The sequence below is a fragment of the Janthinobacterium sp. SUN118 genome, from assembly GCF_030397695.1.
GTDB lineage: Bacteria > Pseudomonadota > Gammaproteobacteria > Burkholderiales > Burkholderiaceae_D > Janthinobacterium.
Window position 1 is genome coordinate 95872 of the sequence record NZ_JAPUBV010000002.1, and the last position, 17515, is coordinate 113386.

General features: G+C 67.0%; 11 protein-coding genes. 8 read left to right on the top strand and 3 right to left on the bottom strand.

Annotated features, from left to right (window positions below; all coding sequences use genetic code 11):
- Window positions 1-120 precede the first annotated feature (120 nt).
- Complete coding sequence (locus tag O0880_RS16065; RefSeq protein WP_071325533.1) at window positions 121-495, top strand: hypothetical protein; 375 nt, start codon at window positions 121-123, stop codon at window positions 493-495.
- On the opposite strand, the gene O0880_RS16070 is transcribed toward O0880_RS16065, so the two are convergent.
- The gene (locus O0880_RS16070) at window positions 496-3540 is read right to left on the bottom strand and encodes a CHASE domain-containing protein (RefSeq protein ID WP_289887428.1); all 3045 of its coding nucleotides are present in this window, start codon (window positions 3538-3540) and stop codon (window positions 496-498) included.
- A gap of 260 nt (window positions 3541-3800) precedes the next feature.
- Between O0880_RS16070 and O0880_RS16075 the strand changes: the two genes are divergently transcribed.
- The 5 genes from O0880_RS16075 to O0880_RS16095 all read left to right on the top strand — a co-directional run bounded on the left by O0880_RS16075 (window position 3801) and on the right by O0880_RS16095 (window position 9264).
- Window positions 3801-4676: an AraC family transcriptional regulator gene (locus O0880_RS16075; RefSeq protein ID WP_289887429.1), complete on the top strand. Its 876-nt coding sequence runs from the start codon at window positions 3801-3803 to the stop codon at window positions 4674-4676.
- 107 nt (window positions 4677-4783) lie between these two features.
- Window positions 4784-6904: a TonB-dependent siderophore receptor gene (locus tag O0880_RS16080; protein WP_289887430.1), complete on the top strand. Its 2121-nt coding sequence runs from the start codon at window positions 4784-4786 to the stop codon at window positions 6902-6904.
- A gap of 8 nt (window positions 6905-6912) precedes the next feature.
- Window positions 6913-7311: a cupin domain-containing protein gene (locus O0880_RS16085; RefSeq protein WP_289887431.1), complete on the top strand. Its 399-nt coding sequence runs from the start codon at window positions 6913-6915 to the stop codon at window positions 7309-7311.
- Entirely contained in the window at window positions 7308-8534 is a 1227-nt protein-coding gene (locus O0880_RS16090; RefSeq protein WP_289887432.1) for a RhtX/FptX family siderophore transporter, read from the top strand. Before O0880_RS16085 ends, O0880_RS16090 begins: the two co-directional genes overlap by 4 nt.
- Window positions 8535-8580: 46 nt before the next feature.
- Window positions 8581-9264, top strand: a complete 684-nt coding sequence (locus O0880_RS16095) for a helix-turn-helix domain-containing protein (RefSeq protein ID WP_289887433.1) — start codon at window positions 8581-8583, stop codon at window positions 9262-9264.
- On the opposite strand, the gene O0880_RS16100 is transcribed toward O0880_RS16095, so the two are convergent.
- Together O0880_RS16100 and queC are read right to left on the bottom strand one after the other, a co-directional pair.
- On the bottom strand, window positions 9248-10150 hold the full coding sequence (locus tag O0880_RS16100) for a sterol desaturase family protein (RefSeq protein ID WP_289887434.1): 903 nt from the start codon (window positions 10148-10150) through the stop codon (window positions 9248-9250). The two genes, O0880_RS16095 and O0880_RS16100, sit on opposite strands and share 17 nt — an antisense overlap.
- Before the next feature lie 102 nt (window positions 10151-10252).
- Entirely contained in the window at window positions 10253-10966 is a 714-nt protein-coding gene (gene queC, locus O0880_RS16105; protein ID WP_071325541.1) for a 7-cyano-7-deazaguanine synthase QueC, read from the bottom strand.
- Window positions 10967-11188: 222 nt separating this feature from the next.
- On the opposite strand from queC, the gene O0880_RS16110 reads away from it, so the two are divergent.
- Both O0880_RS16110 and O0880_RS16115 read left to right on the top strand, forming a co-directional pair.
- Window positions 11189-13084, top strand: a complete 1896-nt coding sequence (locus O0880_RS16110; RefSeq protein WP_071325542.1) for an autotransporter assembly complex family protein — start codon at window positions 11189-11191, stop codon at window positions 13082-13084.
- The gene (locus O0880_RS16115) at window positions 13084-17508 is read left to right on the top strand and encodes a translocation/assembly module TamB domain-containing protein (protein ID WP_289887435.1); all 4425 of its coding nucleotides are present in this window, start codon (window positions 13084-13086) and stop codon (window positions 17506-17508) included. The genes O0880_RS16110 and O0880_RS16115 overlap by 1 nt, the downstream gene beginning before the upstream one ends.
- Window positions 17509-17515: the final 7 nt, after the last annotated feature.

Here is a 17515-nt window from a genome sequence, read left to right on the forward strand (position 1 = left end):
GCCCGCCGCGACCTTCCATACCGTGAAAATGACCGCCTGTCGCACGCCGCTGGCGGCCCTCCCGGCGCGCCACTACAGTGTGACCATGCTGCAACCGATTCCCATCACACAGAGGCTGTCATGAAAAAAATTCTCGCGTTTTCCCTGATCTTCGTCCTCGCCTACATGTTGCTCGACAAGATAGGTTCCCACGATATGATCATGCACATCGACGGCGACGAAGTCGACGGCCCGCTGGGCGCCCTGTGCGCGCTGGTCTTCGCCGGTGGCGGCTTGCTGATCGCCGCCATCGCGCTGGTGTTCGCCGCCGTCGTCACGGGCGTGGTCCTGGCGGGCGTGGGCATGGTGCTGGTGGCCGTCGTCGCCTTTTGCGTGCTGCTGGCGCTGCTGCTCAGCACACCCGTGCTGCTGCCGCTGCTGATCCCCGTCGCCATCGTCTGGCTGCTGGTCAGCCGCAACCGCAAGCAGGCGCAAGCCCGCCAGCACAGCCTGTAATCACTGCGCCATGAACTTGCTGAGCACGCCGTCGCTGCCGCCATCGTTCTGCTCGATGCGGTTGCGCCCGCCCCGCTTGGCACGGTACAGCGCCTCGTCGGCGCGCGCCAGCACGGCGTCGCAATCGGCATCGGTGCCGGCCATGGCCGCCATGCCGATGCTGACCGTGACGGTGATCACGATGCCGCCGTCGGTGGTCAGCGCGCTGTCCGCGACGCGCCGGCGCAAGCGCTCGGCGAATATGGCCGCCGCCGGCAAATCCGTCCCCGGCAGCAAGATGGCGAATTCCTCGCCGCCCACGCGGCCCGGCACGTCGACCTTGCGCAGAACCTGGCACATCAGCGCGCCCAGATGGCGCAGCACGGCATCGCCGACGGCATGGCCATGGTCATCGTTGACACGCTTGAAGTGATCGATATCGAGCATCAGCACGCTGGCGCAACTGGCCAGTTCACGTTGCAAGCGGGCATGCTCATTTTCCAGCGCTGCCATGAACTGGCGCCGGTTCGGCAAGTTGGTGAGGAAGTCGGTGGTCGCCAGTTGCAGCAATTCCGCATTCATGCGCTTGCGCTCGGTGATGTCGAGCGATGACACCATGACGAAGTCCAGGCTGTCCGCATGCCCCGGCATCACCAGCAGGCTCAGTTCATTCTGCCGGACCGCGCCATCGAGACGCACGAAGCTGCTTTCGCACTCGTACAGGTGGGCGCCACCAGCCAGCGCCAGCAACGCGTCGCCAAAGCGCGGCAAGGCGCTGTCGTCGAAATTTTGCGCCAGGCCCAGGGCGCCACGGCGCTGGTCCTCCTCGTTGGCGCGCACCTGCGCCAGCGCGGCGCCATTCGCGTCGATGATGCGCACCAGCCCCGCCAGCCGCGGCAAGGCGGCCGGATCGGCCTGGAAGTAAGCGCCCAGGTCGCTCACGCCCGACGCCGTCAGCGCATCGAGCGCGGCGCGCACGGCCGACCAGTCCTGTTCCCACAGGGCCACGGGCGCATGGTCGTACAGGCTGCGGAAACGCGCCTCGCCGGCCCGCAGCGCCAGCGCCACCTGCGCCTGCTCGATGGCCATGCCGGCCAGGTGCGCCGCCTCGCCCAGGCGCGCCAGATGGGCCGCGCCGGGCAGCGCGGGCTGGCGGTGATACGCCATCAATACGCCCAGCAGCTTGCCCGAGCCGCCACGCACGGGTTCGGCCCAGCACGAGTGCAGCTGGGCCCGCCACGCCAGGTCCATCGTCCCCAGCTCATCGGCCTCGGCATGCAGGTCGGCGACGATCACGCGCTGGCCGGCGCGCAGCGCTTGCGCGGCGATGCCGTGCACGCCCTGCAGGGTGTCGAGGTCGTGGCCATGGCTGGCCAGGTTGAAAAACGCGGGCAAGCCCGGCGCCGCGCCCAGCACCAGGCGGTGGCGGCTCTCATCGAGCAGCAGGATGCTGCACAGCATGGCCGGATGGTCGGCTTGCACGCTGAGCACCACGCTTTCCAGCACTCGCTCGAGCGGCGCGCCCGTGGCCAGCATTTCCAGCACCTGGCGCCGCGTGTGCTCGCGCCGCTCCATCTGGCTGCGCTCGCTGATATCGCGGAAGGTCCACAGCCGCGCCTGCTCGTTACCCAACTGCATGCTGCGCACATATTGCTCGATCACCCGCCCATCGCGCAGGTGCAGCACGTCGCGCCGCTCGCGGTGGCCGTGCGGCGCATGGCCACGCGCGCCGAGGAACGGTGCAGCCTGCTCGAGCTGGCTGGCGACATGGCGCACCAAGGCCTCGCCATCGGCTTGCCAGTCGAGCGCATCGGGCACCTGCCACAAGTCGCGGAAGCGCCGGTTCGACGTGAAGATGCGGCCATCGAGGCTGTCGACGAGGATGCCGTCGATGGTGGAATCGAGGATGCTGCGCAGCATGGCCTGGCTGCGCTGGGCCGCGCTGGCCATCGCCAGCACGCTGGCCTGCCCCTGCTCGAGCTGGCCGGCCAGCTCGCTCGAGCGCGCCAGCGCCGCCTGCGCGCGGGCCCGGCTGGCCGCCAGCAGCCAGGCCGCCATGGCCAGCGCCACGCTGACCAGCACGCCCGTCCAGGCCACCGCCAGCGGCCGCTCCAGCAGCTCGCCATCGAAACCGGGCATGGCGCGCACGCGCAAGGTCCACGCGTGGCCGGCGATCGTGAGGGCCTGCCGCGACGCCAGCGCCGTCGACGCCTCCGCCGACAGCGCGCCCGGCAGGCTGTCGTACATGAGGGCCGCCTCGTCCAGCTGCGCGCCGTCGTAGATTTCCAGGTCCAGCTGGCGCGACGCCTCGCCGCCCACGCCCGCCATCAGGTCGCCCATGCGAAACGGCGCAAAGACCCAGGCCCGCAGCGCGGCGCGCCGCTGTTCCTGCGTGCCATGCGGCAAGCCATTCTCATACACGGGCAGCACGATCAGGAAGCCATACACCCCGCTATTGCCGCCATCCTGCACCAGGCGGATCTTGCCCGTCATGGCGGCCTGGCCCGTGTCGCGCGCCTGTTCCAGCGCCGCGCGGCGCACCGGTTCGGACAGGATGTCATAGCCGAACGCCAGCAGGTTGCTGTCGCTCAAAGGTTCCAGATACGTGATCGGCGCATGCCAGGCGCGCTGGCCCGGCGGACGCACGGCGTAGCCGGCATAGCCCTCGGCGCGCACGCTGGCCTCGTGCCGCGCGCGCGCGCTGCCGGGCAGCAGCGGCAGGAAGCCGACGCCGTGGATGCCGGGAAAATGACGGTCCACCTGCTGCACGGCCAGGTAGGCATGAAATTCGCCGCGCGTGACTTCCTGCGAGCTCGCATACAGGCCCTGCACGCCATGCAGCACCTGGATATAGGTCTGCATGCGACTGACGATACTGCCCACCAGTTCGCGCACGCGGAAATCAAAATCGGCCCGCACCTGCTGCTCGCTGGCGTCACTGGCGTTGCGCCAGGCGCCATACGTCAGGCCCAGGCACAGCGCCAGCACCAGCATGGCGCACAGGCGCGGGCCCACCCAGTGCGATACCGGCTTGGAAAACCACGACGAGGGCGCGCGTGTTTGCATGACGGACTGAAAGCTGAACGACAATCACACCGCGGCAGCGCCCGGAACGGCGCTGGCAGCGGGCTGAACAACTACCATCAGTAGTTGATGAGAATGATAGTACGTTACAGCAGGATGGCTTGCAATGCCGTATTTTGTGTAAAAAAGACTACATCTTGCGAAGTTGCAACTGAGTTTTCCCGGCATAAAGTCGTCGCCACCATAACTGATAATGATTCTCATTTATAATTATCATCCCGCTTCTCCTCCACGCCGCCAACATGCCCTCCCCGCCGCTTCTCCCCAACGACGCTTCCTGGCAACTGCCGCTGGCCACGCCCAGACTGGAACTGCGCGCCGGCACCCTGTCTTTTGCCGAGCCGGCGCACAGCATCGAGCACAACGAGGCAGGCCTGAAGCTGGTGCTGGTACTGGGCGGCCAGCTTGACTATCAATTGCAAAGCGGCGCCGCCGTCAATGTCGAAGGCCCGGCCTTCCACATCAGCCTGAGCGAAACGCCATTCGCCGTCAGCCACCGCTATGCCGCACGACAAGCGCTGCAGTACCTGAGCGTGCGCATGCCGATGGATGCCCTGCACGACACTTTCGGCGCCGAACTGGGTTCGTTGGCGCGGCGTATCGCCCCGGCCACGCGGCAGGCGATGGCGACGGCGAACGGGCGCGCCGGCAAGGTGCTGCAGGCGCTGGGCAGGCAGATCATGCTGTGCCCGCTTGCCGGGCCGCTGCGCCAGCTGTATTTATCCGGCAAGGCGCTGGAACTGACGGCCGCCGTGATGGACGGCCTGGCGGACACGCGCACGCACGCGGCGGCGCCCGGCACGCGACAGCTGCGCAGCCTGCAGCAGGCGCGCGACATCCTGCTGCAGCGCCTGCACGCGCCGCCCACCCTGCCGGAGCTGGCGCGCCTGGCCGGCACCAACGCCAGCACGCTGAGCCAGGGCTTCCGCCAGCTGTTCGGCACCAGCGTCTTCGCCTACGTGCGCGAGCAGCGGCTGGAACTCGCTTACCGCATGCTGGCGTCCGGCAACATCAGCGTGGCCGACGCGGCGCACGCCTGCGGCTATACGGACTCCCATTTCAGCAAGGTCTTCCGGCAGCGCTACGGCGTTTCCCCCAGCGACATGCGCTGCGCCTGACGGAATACGCGCAATCACCAGGAAAACAGCGGCAATCCTTAACGCGCCGGCACCGGCACTCCGTACCATATTGAGATTGATTCTCAATACGAAAGGTGCGGTTTTTCATGGCAATGTTTTTTCTTCCCCCACGCGGCCTGCGCTGGTCCCGGCATACCCTGCACCTCATGGCCGCGCTCGGCACCAGCCAGCTGGCGCAGGCGGCCGACGCGCCCGAGCCCGAGGCCAGCCTGCCCGTCATCGCCGTCACGGCCACGCGCGAAGCGGGCGCGAACATGGGCAAGACGGGCGCCTCGCTGAAGGAGACGCCGCAGTCGCTCAGCATCATCAGCCAGGAACGCATGCAGGAGCAAAACCTGCATACGCTCGACGATGTGCTGCAGCAAGCGACGGGCACCACCGTGCAGCCGTTCCAGCTGCTGACCACGGCCTACTATGCGCGCGGTTTCAAGATTGATTCCTTCGAGCAGGATGGCGTCCCCATACTGATGGGCAACATGGCCAGTCCCCAGCAAGACATGGCGATGCTGGAGCGCGTGGAAATCCTGCGCGGCGCCAACGGCTTGCTGCATGGCAGCGGCAACCCTGCCGCCACCGTCAACCTGGTGGCCAAGCGGCCGCAAAAGACCTTCGCCGCGCAAGGCGCGCTGTCGGCTGGCAGCTGGGACCGGCGCCGCGGCGAAGCCGACTTCGGCGGCCCCCTGAACGCCGCTGCCACGCTGCGCGCGCGCGTCGTCGCCACGCATGAGGAACGGGACTTTTTCTACGACGTGGCGCAACAGAACAGCAGCAACCTGTATGCCGTAGGCGAACTGGACCTGGCGCCCGGCAGCGTGCTCAGCGTGGGCGCCCAGAAACAGCGCATCCGTTCCATCACCAACATGGCGGGCGTGCCGCGCTATGCGGACGGCGGCGATATCGGCTTGCCGCGCTCCACCTATCTCGATGCGGCATGGGACCAGTTCGACTGGGATACCCAGCGCGTCTTCGCCAGCCTGGAACAGCATTTTGCCAATGGCTGGCAAGCCAAGGTGCAAGCGAATCACTTGTCCGGCGACTCCTTCCTGCAATACGCGGGCTTGTATGGCGCCGCGCGCCACGACCAGCGCCCGTCCTCGAGCGTAATGGGCGCCGCCTACCGCTTCGACAACCGCCAGAACAGCGTGGATGCCTACGCCAGCGGCCCCTTCAGCCTGGGCGGCCGCCAGCATGAGTTGTTGCTGGGCGCCAACGTCCAGCACACATCCAGCGAGCAGTTCTCGGCCAGCTTCCTGCCGCCGTTCAAAGGCACGTATGACGTGTTGCACTGGAACCCGTACGCGCTGGCGGAACCGGCCACCGGCGCCTATGCCTCGCGCGGCCCGACCACGGTCAGCCAGTGGGGCGCCTACGCCATGGCGCGTTTCCACCTGAGCGATGCGCTGACGGCCATCACGGGTGCGCGCCTGAGCCGCTGGAAGCAGGAAACGCGCACGGCGACAGTCGAACCGGACACCCAGCTGACGCCGTACGGCGGCCTGGTCTACGCCCTCTCGCCGCAATGGTCGGGCTATGGCAGCTACACCCAGGTATTCCAGCCGCAAAGCCAGACCAGCATCGACGGCAAGACGCTCGATCCCGTGACGGGCAACAACCTGGAAGCGGGCGTGAAAGGCACGCTGGCCAATGGCAGACTCGACGTGTCCCTGGCCGTCTACCAGATCCGCCAGAACAAGCGGGCCCAGGAAGACCCGAACTTCCCCTGCGCGGGCAACGTCTGCTACTACATCGCGGGCGGCGAAGTGCAGAGCCGCGGCCTGGAAGCGGAAGCGAACGGCCAGCTGACGCCCGACCTGAACCTGTCGGCCGGCTACAGCTACAACACGACGCGCTACCTGAAGGACGCCCAGTCGCAGGGCCAGGCGTTTGCCAGCTTCGCGCCCGCCCACATCGTGCGCGCGTGGGCCAACGCCACCCTGCCGTGGGGCGCGCGGCGCCTGAGCGCCGGACTGGGCTTGCAGGCGCAGAGCCGCTACAGCGTCACCTCGGGCGGCGTGACCCTGCGCCAGGGCGGCTATGCGCTGGCCAATGCCCGCCTGGGCTGGCGCATCGACCGCCATTTCACGGCCGCGCTCAACGTCAACAACCTGTTCGACAAACACTATTACCAGAGCCTGTCCGGCACGGCCTGGAACAACCGCTATGGCGAGCCGCGCAGCGTGATGCTGTCCGTGCGCGCCCAGTACTGAGGTCCCACATGAACGACGACAACTGCACCCTTTTCCCCCTCGACGGCCACCTGCTGGCGCTGCACGCCGACGCGCTGGCGCAGGCCATGCCCTACCATGCGCGCGGCAAGAGCCGCGCCGACTGGATCATCGGCGTCAAGCACGTCAGCGACGCGCAATCCGTGCATGGCGACCATTGGGAACGCCACCCGCGCGGCGATGAAACCCTGTGCCTGCTCGAAGGCAGCATCGAACTGGTACTGCAGGCGGACGACGGCGCGGAACGCCGCATCGCCGTGCAGGCGGGGCAAGCGTGCATCGTGGCGCGCGGCACCTGGCACCGGCTGCAGGTGCACGCCCCCGGACGCCTGCTGTTCATCACGCCCAGCATCGGCAGCGAACACCGCAAAGTGGGCGGTGCAGCATGAGGCCGGCGCTGCAGCGGGCCCACCTGTGGCTGATGGTCGCGGCCCTGTACTTCACGCAGGGCGTGCCGCTGGGACTGGCCATGGAAGCGCTGCCGGCCATGCTGCGCAGCGACGGCGCGCCGCTCGACAGCCTGGCCTTTTTGCCGCTCGTGGGCTTGCCCTGGGTGCTGAAATTTCTCTGGGCGGCGCAGGTCGACAACCGCTGGAATGCGCGCCTGGGCCGGCGCCGCAGCTGGCTGCTGCCGATGCAGGCGCTGGCCACCGCCTGCCTGCTGGGCGCCGCGCTGCTGGGCCTGTCCGCCGCCAGCGCGCCGCTGATCGTCGCCCTGGCCGCGCTCGGTTCGCTGGCCAGCGCCACGCAGGATATCGCCACCGACGGCATGCTGGCCGAACGCTTCGACGGCGCCGCGCTGGGCCGCGCCAATGCCTTGCAGGTGGGCGGCACGATGGTCGGCTTCTTCACGGGCGGCTCCGGGGTGTTGATGCTGTCGGGCATGTTCGGCCAGCGCGCGGCGCTGCTGGCGCTCGCGGCCATCGGCGCGGCCAGCCTGCTGCTCGTCGTGTCGTGGCGCGAAACTGCGCTCGGAGCCGCGCGGCCCGCTGCGGTCCCGGCCGCGCGCAGGGCCAGCTTGCGCGGCTTCATCGGCCGCCCCGGCGCGCCCGCGCTGCTGGGCATCGCCTTCCTGTCGTCGATGACGGCCGTCGCCGGCTATGGCCTGTCGAAACTGCTGCTGGTCGACGCCGGCTGGCCGCTGGAAGCCGTCGGCCAGGTGGGCATGGCCGGCGGCATGGTCACCGTGCTGCTGGGCTGTGGCGGCGGCGCCTGGCTGATCGGCCGCCATGGCGCCCGGCGCGTCTTCCTGCTGGGCATAGGTGCGTCGGCCGCCGCTGCCGGCCTGTGGCTGTGGCTGGCCGCCATGGCGGCGCCCATGCCGTCCAGCCTGGTCTGGCTGGCGACGGCGCTGGGCTGCTTTGGCGCCGGCTGCGCATCCGTCTCCATGCTGACCATGGCCATGCAATTTGCCAGCCAGAGCGGCCAGGCGGGCACGGACATGACGGCCGTGCAAAGCATGCGCGACGGCGGTGAAATCCTCACTTCGTCCACCCTGACGGGCGTGGCGGCCGCAGCCGGCTATGGCGGCAGCTTTGCCCTCGGCATCGCCTGTGCGCTGCTGGCCATGCTGCTGGCGCGCCGCCTGGCGCAGCAGCGCCAGCCGGCCTGAACGCCGTGCTGTACAGTGATGCCCATTACAGACTCAGGAGCATCGCTTGCTCGACGACCGCTGGCAGGGCACGCTGTGGCTGGCGCCTGACTTTGCCATCCTGCATGGCGAAGCGGGCGCCACGGACAGCCACGCCCATTATGCGCACCAGCTGATGCTGAGCACGGGCGCGCCCTTCACCGCAGAGCTCGACGGTAGCATCCATACGGCGCAGCGCCTGCTGGTGGCCAGCCTGCGCGCGCACGCCATCGTGGCCGCGCCGGCTCCCCTGTTCACCATCTATGCGGAGCCCCAATGCCTGGGCGTGGCGGCCCTGCTGGCGGCGCAGGACGGCGTGCACGAGCCCACGCTGGACAGCCTGGCCGCCGCACTGCAGGCGCAGCCGCGCCAGCAGCTGGCCGACGCGCGCCTGCAGCGGGCGCTGGACCAGGTCGATGCCTTGTTGTCCGGCAAAGTCAGCGCGGCCGCCGTGGCCGACGCGGCGCATTTGTCGCTGAGCCAGCTGGAGCGCCTGTTCAGTGCGCAGCTGGGCTTGCCCGTGCGGCGCCTCGTGCTGTGGCGCCGCCTGCGCCTGGCCATCCGCTTTATCCTGCTCGGCAATACCTTGACCCACGCCGCGCACGCGGCCGGCTTTGCCGACGCCGCGCATTTTTCGCGCACCATGCGCAGCCTGTTCGGCGTGCGCGCCGACCGCAGCTTGCGCCAGCTCAACGTCAAGCTGCTCGATTAAGCGCCGATTTCAAGCCGGCCGGCAATTCGGGCGCGCGCACGCCCTCTTCCGCGCGGAACGGCTCGAGCAGCTGCGCGCCATATGCGACGGGATAATCGGGGCGGCTGCCGATGCCGAGGTCATCGCCCGTCATGCGGTAGGCGGGGGCGTCGAAGCGGGTGCCCAGCAAGCGATCCCAGCAGGTAAAGAACAGGCCGAAATTCACGTCGCCTGCCGTACCGTATTTCATGTGATGGAAACGGTGCAGCGGCGCCCAGGCGAAGATCTGGCGCAGCGGGCCCATGCGCATGTCGACGTTCGCATGCTGCAGCAACAACTGGATGGCCACGGCAAACGCCAGCACGGCCATGACGCTTTCCGGGATGCCCAGCAGCAAGGGCAGCATGCCGCCCGCCGCTTCCAGCAGCAGGTGCAAGGGATGTTTCATCCAGCCATTGAAACCGTACAGGCGCCGCACGCTGTGGTGCACGGCGTGCAGTTTCCACAGGAAATAATAACGGTGGCTCAGGTAATGCACGACGGTGATGCCGCAGTCGGCGATGAGTATCGCCAGCAGCAACTGCGCCCAGAACGGCCAGGCGCCGGGCCAGCAATCTCCCAGCGCCATGTGTCCGGCCAGCAGGGGAAAGGCGGCCAGGCCCAGCAGGTACAGCGCTTCATTGACGAGCGCGTGCAGGCTGTCGCGCCAGCCATCGCCATGCGCATGGTTCCACGTGCCGTCATACGGCAGATAACGCTCGGCAAGAAAGGACGTCAGCAGGGCCAGCAGCAACAGCGGCGGCAAGACCCAGAACGCATGCTGGCGGTACGCCACCAGCCAGGTGGCGGCGCCGATGAAGCCGGCCCAGAACACGGGGCCGTACAGCGCGGCAAAGAGGGATTTCATGGCAAGGTTCTCCTGTGGCAAAAACCACAGCATGGCCGTCCTCCCTGCCGCGCCGCTTGAAGAAACGGCGCAAACTGCGTATTGGGCAGCTTACCTGGCAGCTTACTCGGCCGCCTTTTTCGCCGCGTATTGCTGGTAGCCGTTGGCGCGCAGGGCGCAGGCCGGGCAGGTACCGCAGCCATAGCCCCAGGCGTGCAGCTCGCCGCGCTCGCCCAGATAGCAGGTGTGCGTGCCGCTGCGGATCAGGTCGACCAGCGGCTGGCCGCCCAGGTCTTCCGCCAGGTCCCAGCTTTGCGCCTTGTCCAGCCACATCAGCGGCGTTTCCAGTTTCAGGCGCGTGTTCATGCCCAGGTTCAGGGCCACTTGCAGCGCCTTCATCGTGTCGTCGCGGCAATCCGGATAGCCGGAGAAATCCGTCTCGCACATGCCGCCCACGAGCACCGTCAAGCCGCGGCGGTAGGCCACGGTGGCGGCCACCGTCATGAACAGCAAGTTGCGCCCAGGAACGAAGGTGTTCGGCAAGCCGTTTTCCTGCATGACGATCTCGACGTTCTGCGTCATGGCCGTATCGGAAATGGCGGAAATCAGCGACAGGTCTATCATATGATCAGGGCCGAGGCGGCTGTCCCACTCGGGCGACTGCTGGCGCATCTGCTCGAGCACGCCGGGACGCACCGTCAGCTCGATCGCATGGCGCTGGCCATAGTCGAAGCCAATCGTTTCCACGCGGCTATAGTGCTTGAGTGCCCAGGCCAGGCAGGTGGTGGAATCTTGCCCACCGCTAAAGAGCACGAGTGCGGAGTCAGTTGCTAGCATAATTTCTTTCTTTTCAGTTTTATTCTGTCCAATAGTGCGCGGGGAAACATGATTCCCCGTGCAAAAAATACTTATTCGTCCGCCATCAGTTTACCTATTCCGGTAACATGCAGTCAGCATTTACTCATCTGGAGCACCATGTTTTCTGCACGACCCATACGGCACACAGCCGCCGGCAAGGCGACACGACCACGAATTTTGGCACAAGTAGTGACAAAAGTAATGGGTCAACTGACACTGGCGGCCGCCGGCAGTGCCATCCTGCTGTTTCCGCTCGCCAACGCCAGCGCGCAGGAAACCACGCCAGATGCCGCAGCAGACAGCGCCAGCGCCACGGAAGCGGCGCCGGCACCGCTGCAATACGAGGTCAAGGTCAACGCGCCCGGCGATCTCGATGAGTTGCTGGAAAAAAACCTGGACCTGGAACGCTTCCGCGGCAACCCGCGCATGGACCGCGAGCAATTGCAGCGCCTCGTGCGCGATGCTCCTGAGCAAGTTAAAAATCTCGTCGCCACGGCCGGCTATTACACGCCCGTCGTGACCGTGCGCGTCGACACGACGGGCGCCAAGCCCGTCGTCATCGTCGACGTCGAGCCGGGCGAAGCGGTGACCGTCGGCCAGGTCGAGCTGGAATTGCGCGGTTTCGATCCCACGCCGCCGCTGGCCGCCTCCGAACCCTACGATACGGAAGCGCTCAAGCGCAGCTGGTCCCTGAAGACGGGCAGCGTGTTTCGCCAGTCGGACTGGGAATCGGCCAAGCGCGCGCTGCTGCGCGAAGTGGTGCAGACGCGCTACCCGCGCGCCCAGCTGGTCGACACGCAAGCCGTGGTCGACCCGGAAACGCACAAGGTGTCGCTGCTGGTGGTGCTCGACAGCGGCCCCGAGCTGCGCTTCGGCGAGCTGCGCATCGAAGGCTTGAAACGCTATCCTGAAAGCATCATCCGCAACCTCGACAAGATCCGCCCCGGCGAGTACTACAGCGAATCGGCGCTGCAATCGTTCCAGGCGCGCCTGCAGGACACCGGCTACTTTGCCAGCGTGGAAGTGAGCGCCGACATGAGCAGCATCCTCAGCGAACAGATCGAGGCGGGCCAGGAAAGCCAGCAAGCCGATGCGGCCGGCGCCGCGCCCGTGGAAAAACCGGCCAACCGCGGCCCCGCGCCGCAACTGCCGCTGGTGGTGCGCGTGACGGAAAACAAGCAGCAAAACGTCAGCGCCGGTCTCGGTTTCAGTACGAACACGGGGAATCGCGCCCAGCTCAACTACGACAACCTGAACGTGTTCGGCACGCGCTTCAAGAGCGCGATCACGATGGAAACGAAGAAACAGGCGGCGCACGCCAACTTCTATTTCCCCACCACCGAGCGCGGCTACAACGACAGCGCGGGCGCCTCGTTCGAGCGCAGCGACATTTCCAATGAAATCACGGCCGTCACCACCATCTCGGCCAAGCGCAACTGGGGCGGCACCAACCTCGAGCGCAGCCTGACGTTCGAGTTCCTCAGCGAAGACAAGACCGTCGTCGGCCTGGAACAGACGCGCAGCAAGAGCTTGCCGCTGACCTATGCCATCACCAAGCGCAGCCTCGACAGCCTGCTGTTCCCCACCAAGGGCTATGTCATCAACGCGCAGGTGGGCGGCGCGCTGCTGCCCGTGCTGACGGACGAGCGCTTCGTGCGCGTGGCCGGCAAGGCCGTGTATTACCGGCCGCTCGGTGAAAAAGGCGAACTCATACTGCGCGGCGAAATGGGCGCGCTCGGCTCGAAAGAGAAGCGCGGCGTGCCGGCCGTCTACCTGTTCCGCGCCGGCGGCGACCAGTCGGTGCGCGGCTATGCCTACCAGGAACTGGGCGTGAAGGAAGGCGACGCCACCGTCGGCGGGCGCTACATGGCCACCGCCAGCGCCGAATACCAGTACTGGTTCAAGCCGAAATGGGCCATCGCCGCCTTCTACGACGCCGGCAACGCGGCCGATACCGTCAAGGCGCTGACGCCGAAATCGGGCTACGGCCTGGGCGGACGCTACCGCAGCCCCGTCGGCCCCATCAATGTCGACGTGGCGTATGGCCACGCCGTCCACGCCTACCGTTTGCACTTCTCTCTGGGATTCACTTTCTGATGTCCGATATTACTACCGAGTCCCCCAACGGCGCCGCGCCGCCGCCGGCGAAAAAGCCGCGCCGCTGGCTGCGCTACCTGCTGATCGCCGTCGCCAGCCTGGCCGTGCTGCTGGGCGCCGCCTTCTGGTTCCTGGGCCGCGAATCGACGCTGCAAATGCTGGTGCAAAAGGTGGCCAGCGCCAGCGGCGGCGAGATCGAAGTGACTGGCGTGTCCGGCTCGCTGTACAACCGCATGCACCTGGGCCACGTCAGCTACCGCAGCAAGACGCAGCACATCACGGCCGACAACATCGACATCAACTGGTCGCCGTTCCAGTTCTTCTCGGAAGGCATCGCCATCAGCGAACTGCACGTGGCCAGCCTGTCCGTGGAAACCACGGCGCCGTCCGACGAGCCGTCGACCATGCCCGCCAGCCTGGCCTCGCCGTTCAAGGTGGGCATCAGCGATGCACGCCTGGACAAGGTGACGCTCGTCAGCGCGGGCGGCAACACGGTGTTTGAAAAGATACATTTCACCTTGTCCGGCGACAAGACCCAATGGCAGCTGGAAGACGCCACGGCCCTGACGCCGTTCGGCCAGGCCGCGGCCAGCGCGACGATCGCCGCCACCCAGCCATTCAAGCTCAGCGGCAAGGCCAGCTTGACGCAGCTCAATCCGGCCGCCGGCGAAAAGCCGGCCGCCCTGGCCCTGCAACTGGCCGGCGACTTGAACGTGCTGAAGGTGACGGCCAAGGGCAGCGCGGGAGCGGCCACGGCCGACGCCCAGCTGGCACTGGCGCCGTTCGACCCCGTCATCATTCTGCGCTCGGCCAGCATCCGTGGCCGCAACATCAATCCGGGCAAGTTCGACGCCACCCTGCCGCAGGCGGACCTGAGCCTGGAACTCGATGCCGCCATCGACACGCGGCCTAACGCGCAGACGGTGTCGGGCAAGCTGGCCATCCTCAACCACGCCACGCCCGGCCCCATCGACCAGCAAAAGCTGCCGCTGCGCCAGTTCGAGGCGCGCCTGGGCGGCACCCTGACGGCCACCACGCTGGAGTCGGCCATCATCGACTTCGGCAACGCGGGCAAATTCACGGGCAGTGGCAAGCTCAACCGCGACGCCGCCGACGCCCCCATCGGCAATGCACAGTTGACCTTGCACACGGACAAGATCGACTTGCAGCATATCTACAGCAGCATCAACAGCACGAAGATCGTCGGCGACATCGTGCTCGACAGCGACGGCAAGACGCAAACCTTGCGCGCCAGGCTGGGCGAAGCCAAGCTGCGCCTGGACGTGGAAGCCACGCTGGCCGACTCGCTGGTGCAGCTGCGCAAGGCCACCTTGCAAGCAGGCAAGAGCAACGTCAACGCGACGGGCCAGATCAGCCTGAAAGACGCACAGGAATTCAAGGCTGTCGCCAGCGCCAGCCGCTTGAACCCGGCCGATTTCGGCGCCTTCCCCGTGGCCGACCTGAACCTCGACGTGCGCGCCAACGGCCACGTGGCACCGCAATGGCTGGCCAATGCGGACTTCACCGTACGCCCCAGCAAGCTGCTCGACCAGCCCTTGTCGGGCAAGGGCAAGCTGACGGCGGACGCGGCCCACTTCAGCGGCATCGACGTGCAGTTGGCGCTGGGCAAGAACAACGTGACGGCCAAGGGCAACTTTGGCGGCGCCGGCGAAAAACTCAACTGGAATGTCGATGCGCGCCAGCTCTCCGCCATACAGGGCGACTTGCTGGGCAGCGTGCTGGCCAGCGGCGTCGTGCAAGGCACCCTGCAGCAGCCGCGCACGAGCTTTGTTGCCGATGCAAAAGGATTGGGCCTCACCAGCGGCAAGCGTCCCGCGCCAGACAGCGCCATCCACGCCAGCGGCGAAGTGGGCTTGACGGGCCCCAAGAAAGAAGCGGAATTGAAAGTGGCGGGTTCCTTGCAAAAGATCAACCCGGCCGCCTTCGGTGCGGACTTGCCCAGTGGTAATGTGAATGCGGATTTCACCGGCAGCGGCCGCCTGACGAGCGACTGGCAAGTGGCCCTGAACCTGGGCTTGCGCGAATCGACCCTGCAAAACGCCCCGCTGGCCGGCTACGCCAAGCTGTCGGCGAATGCGCAACGCATCGACAGCGTCGATACGGAACTGCGCCTGGGCCCGAACAGCCTGCAAGCGAAAGGCGCGCTCGGCGGCGCCACCGACAAGCTGGCGTGGAAACTCGATGCGCCGCAACTGTCGACCCTGGGCCCGCGCTTTGCCGGCGTGCTGCATGCGGCCGGCGCCGTCTCGGGCAAGCTGGAGGCGCCCGCCGCGCAACTGACGCTCGATGGCAAGGATCTGACCTTCTTTGGCGACCAGCAATTGAAGGCCGTGAAAGGCAGCGCCAGCGTGGGCGCCGGCCAGGGCGCGCTCGACCCCATGGTCAGCGAGCTGGAAATCACGGGCTACAGCACGCCCACCTTCAAGCTGGCCAGCGCCCGCCTGGGCACCACGGGCACGCGCGGCAGCCATACCGTGAGCCTGACGGCGCGCAACGACGATTTCGACGCCAGCGTGCAAATCAAGGGCAGCCAGAGCGGCGCCAGCTGGATCGGCAGCATCGACAGCCTGCAAAACAAGGGCCGCTATGCGCTCGTGCTGCAGGCGCCCGTGCCGGTGAAAGTGGCCGGTCCGGCCGGCAGCGGCGTGGCGGGCCTGGGCCAGCCCGAGCAGATCAGCGTGGGCAACACCGTCATCAAGTTGCCGGCAGGTAGCATCACCATGCAAAGCCTGGCCAAGAACGGCCCGCGCTGGACCAGTGCCGGCCAGGCGGCCGGCGTGGCGCTGACCTATCTGGCGCAAGTGATCCCGTCGCTGCAAGCCAATGCGCGCAGCGACCTGACCCTGGGCGCGCAATGGTCGCTCGACATGCAGGTGCCGACGGCGAAGCAGAAAGAGCCGTCACTGGCCGGCATGCTGCACGTCTACCGCGAAAAAGGCGACGTGACGGTGGGCGTGGAACAGCCGCTGGCGCTGGGATTGCGTACCCTCGATGCGCGGGTGGATGTAGCGAACCAGCAACTGCGCCTGGCCGTAAAACTGGACGGCGCGCGCGCAGGCCAGAGCGGCATCAACGCCACCGTGCAAATGCTGGGCGGGCGCATCAGCAACGACAGCGCCCTCTCCCTGACGGGCACCACCAGCATCGATTCGCTGGCCTGGCTGGCGCCGCTGACGGGGCAACCCGGCCTGGAACTGGGCGGCGCCTTGAAGGTCGCCCTGTCCGGCAGCGGCAGCATCGGCGCGCCGCAATTGAATGGCGACATCAACGGCAGCAAGCTGCTGGTGAACTGGGCCGACCAGGGCTTGAAGCTGCGCAATGGCGTGCTGCAAGCCAAACTGGCGGGCGATCAATTGCAATTGCAGCGCCTGAGCTTTGACGGCGGCGACGGCAAGGTGCAGGCTGACGGCTGGGTACGCTTTGCGAATGGCGAAGCGAGCCTGGAACTGAAATTGATGGCCGACCGCCTGCAGGCGCTGTCACGCCCCGACCGCACGCTCGTATTGTCAGGCAACAGTACCCTCGTGCGTAACGACAAGCGCTTCAGCTTCGAGGGCAAGTTCAAGGCCAACCGCGCGCTGATCGAACTGGCGCCGCAAGACACGCCCACGCAAAGCAGCGACGTGGTGGTGCTGGGCAAGGAGGTCAAGGGCAGCAAGGAAGCGCCGTCGCTGCCCCTGAATATCGACCTCGAATTCGACCTGGGCAATGCCTTCCACCTGCGCGGCATGGGCCTCGACGCCGACCTGGCCGGCAATGTGCGCGCCAGAGTCATCAACCGCGCCGCGCCGCGCGTGACGGGCAGCATCCGCGTCGCCAGCGGCCAGTACGCGGCATACGGCCAAAAACTGTCCATCGAGCGGGGATTGATCAACTTCACGGGCGCCTACGACAATCCGGCCCTGAACATCCTGGCCGTGCGCAAGCGTCCCGAAGGCGAAGCGCTGTCGGAAACGAATGTGGAAGCGGGCGTGGAAGTGCGCGGCACGGCGCAGGCGCCGACGGCCAAGCTGGTCTCCACGCCGAGCGTCTCGGACAGCGACAAGCTGGCCTGGCTGATCCTCGGCCACGGCGCGGAAACGGCGGCCGGCGATGAGATGGCCCTGCTGACGACGGCGGCCGGCGCCCTGTTCGGCGGCTCCGGCGGCGGCTTGCAGGGCAAGCTGGCCAGTTCGCTGGGACTCGACGAAGTGGGCCTGTCGCAGGCGCAAGGGCTGGAAAGCACGGTCGTCACCGTCGGCAAGCGCCTGTCGTCGCGCGCCTACCTGACGTTCGAGCAAGGCACGAGCACGGCGACGAGCCTGGTCAAGCTGCGTTACAAGCTGAACCGCCGCATCACCTTGCAGTTCCAGACCGGCACGAACAATGCGTTGGACGTGTTGTACACCTGGGCATTTGATTAAATCAGGG

Bases quoted from the DNA above. Each gene is read 5' to 3' on its own strand.
- O0880_RS16100 (WP_289887434.1), bottom strand. From the start codon at position 10,150: ATGAAATCCCTCTTTGCCGCGCTGTACGGCCCCGTGTTCTGGGCCGGC.
- O0880_RS16085 (WP_289887431.1), top strand. From the start codon at position 6,913: ATGAACGACGACAACTGCACCCTTTTCCCCCTCGACGGCCACCTGCTG.
- O0880_RS16075 (WP_289887429.1), top strand. From the start codon at position 3,801: ATGCCCTCCCCGCCGCTTCTCCCCAACGACGCTTCCTGGCAACTGCCG.
- O0880_RS16115 (WP_289887435.1), top strand. From the start codon at position 13,084: ATGTCCGATATTACTACCGAGTCCCCCAACGGCGCCGCGCCGCCGCCG.
- queC (WP_071325541.1), bottom strand. From the start codon at position 10,966: ATGCTAGCAACTGACTCCGCACTCGTGCTCTTTAGCGGTGGGCAAGAT.
- O0880_RS16070 (WP_289887428.1), bottom strand. From the start codon at position 3,540: ATGCAAACACGCGCGCCCTCGTCGTGGTTTTCCAAGCCGGTATCGCAC.
- O0880_RS16080 (WP_289887430.1), top strand. From the start codon at position 4,784: ATGGCAATGTTTTTTCTTCCCCCACGCGGCCTGCGCTGGTCCCGGCAT.
- O0880_RS16110 (WP_071325542.1), top strand. From the start codon at position 11,189: ATGGGTCAACTGACACTGGCGGCCGCCGGCAGTGCCATCCTGCTGTTT.
- O0880_RS16090 (WP_289887432.1), top strand. From the start codon at position 7,308: ATGAGGCCGGCGCTGCAGCGGGCCCACCTGTGGCTGATGGTCGCGGCC.
- O0880_RS16065 (WP_071325533.1), top strand. From the start codon at position 121: ATGAAAAAAATTCTCGCGTTTTCCCTGATCTTCGTCCTCGCCTACATG.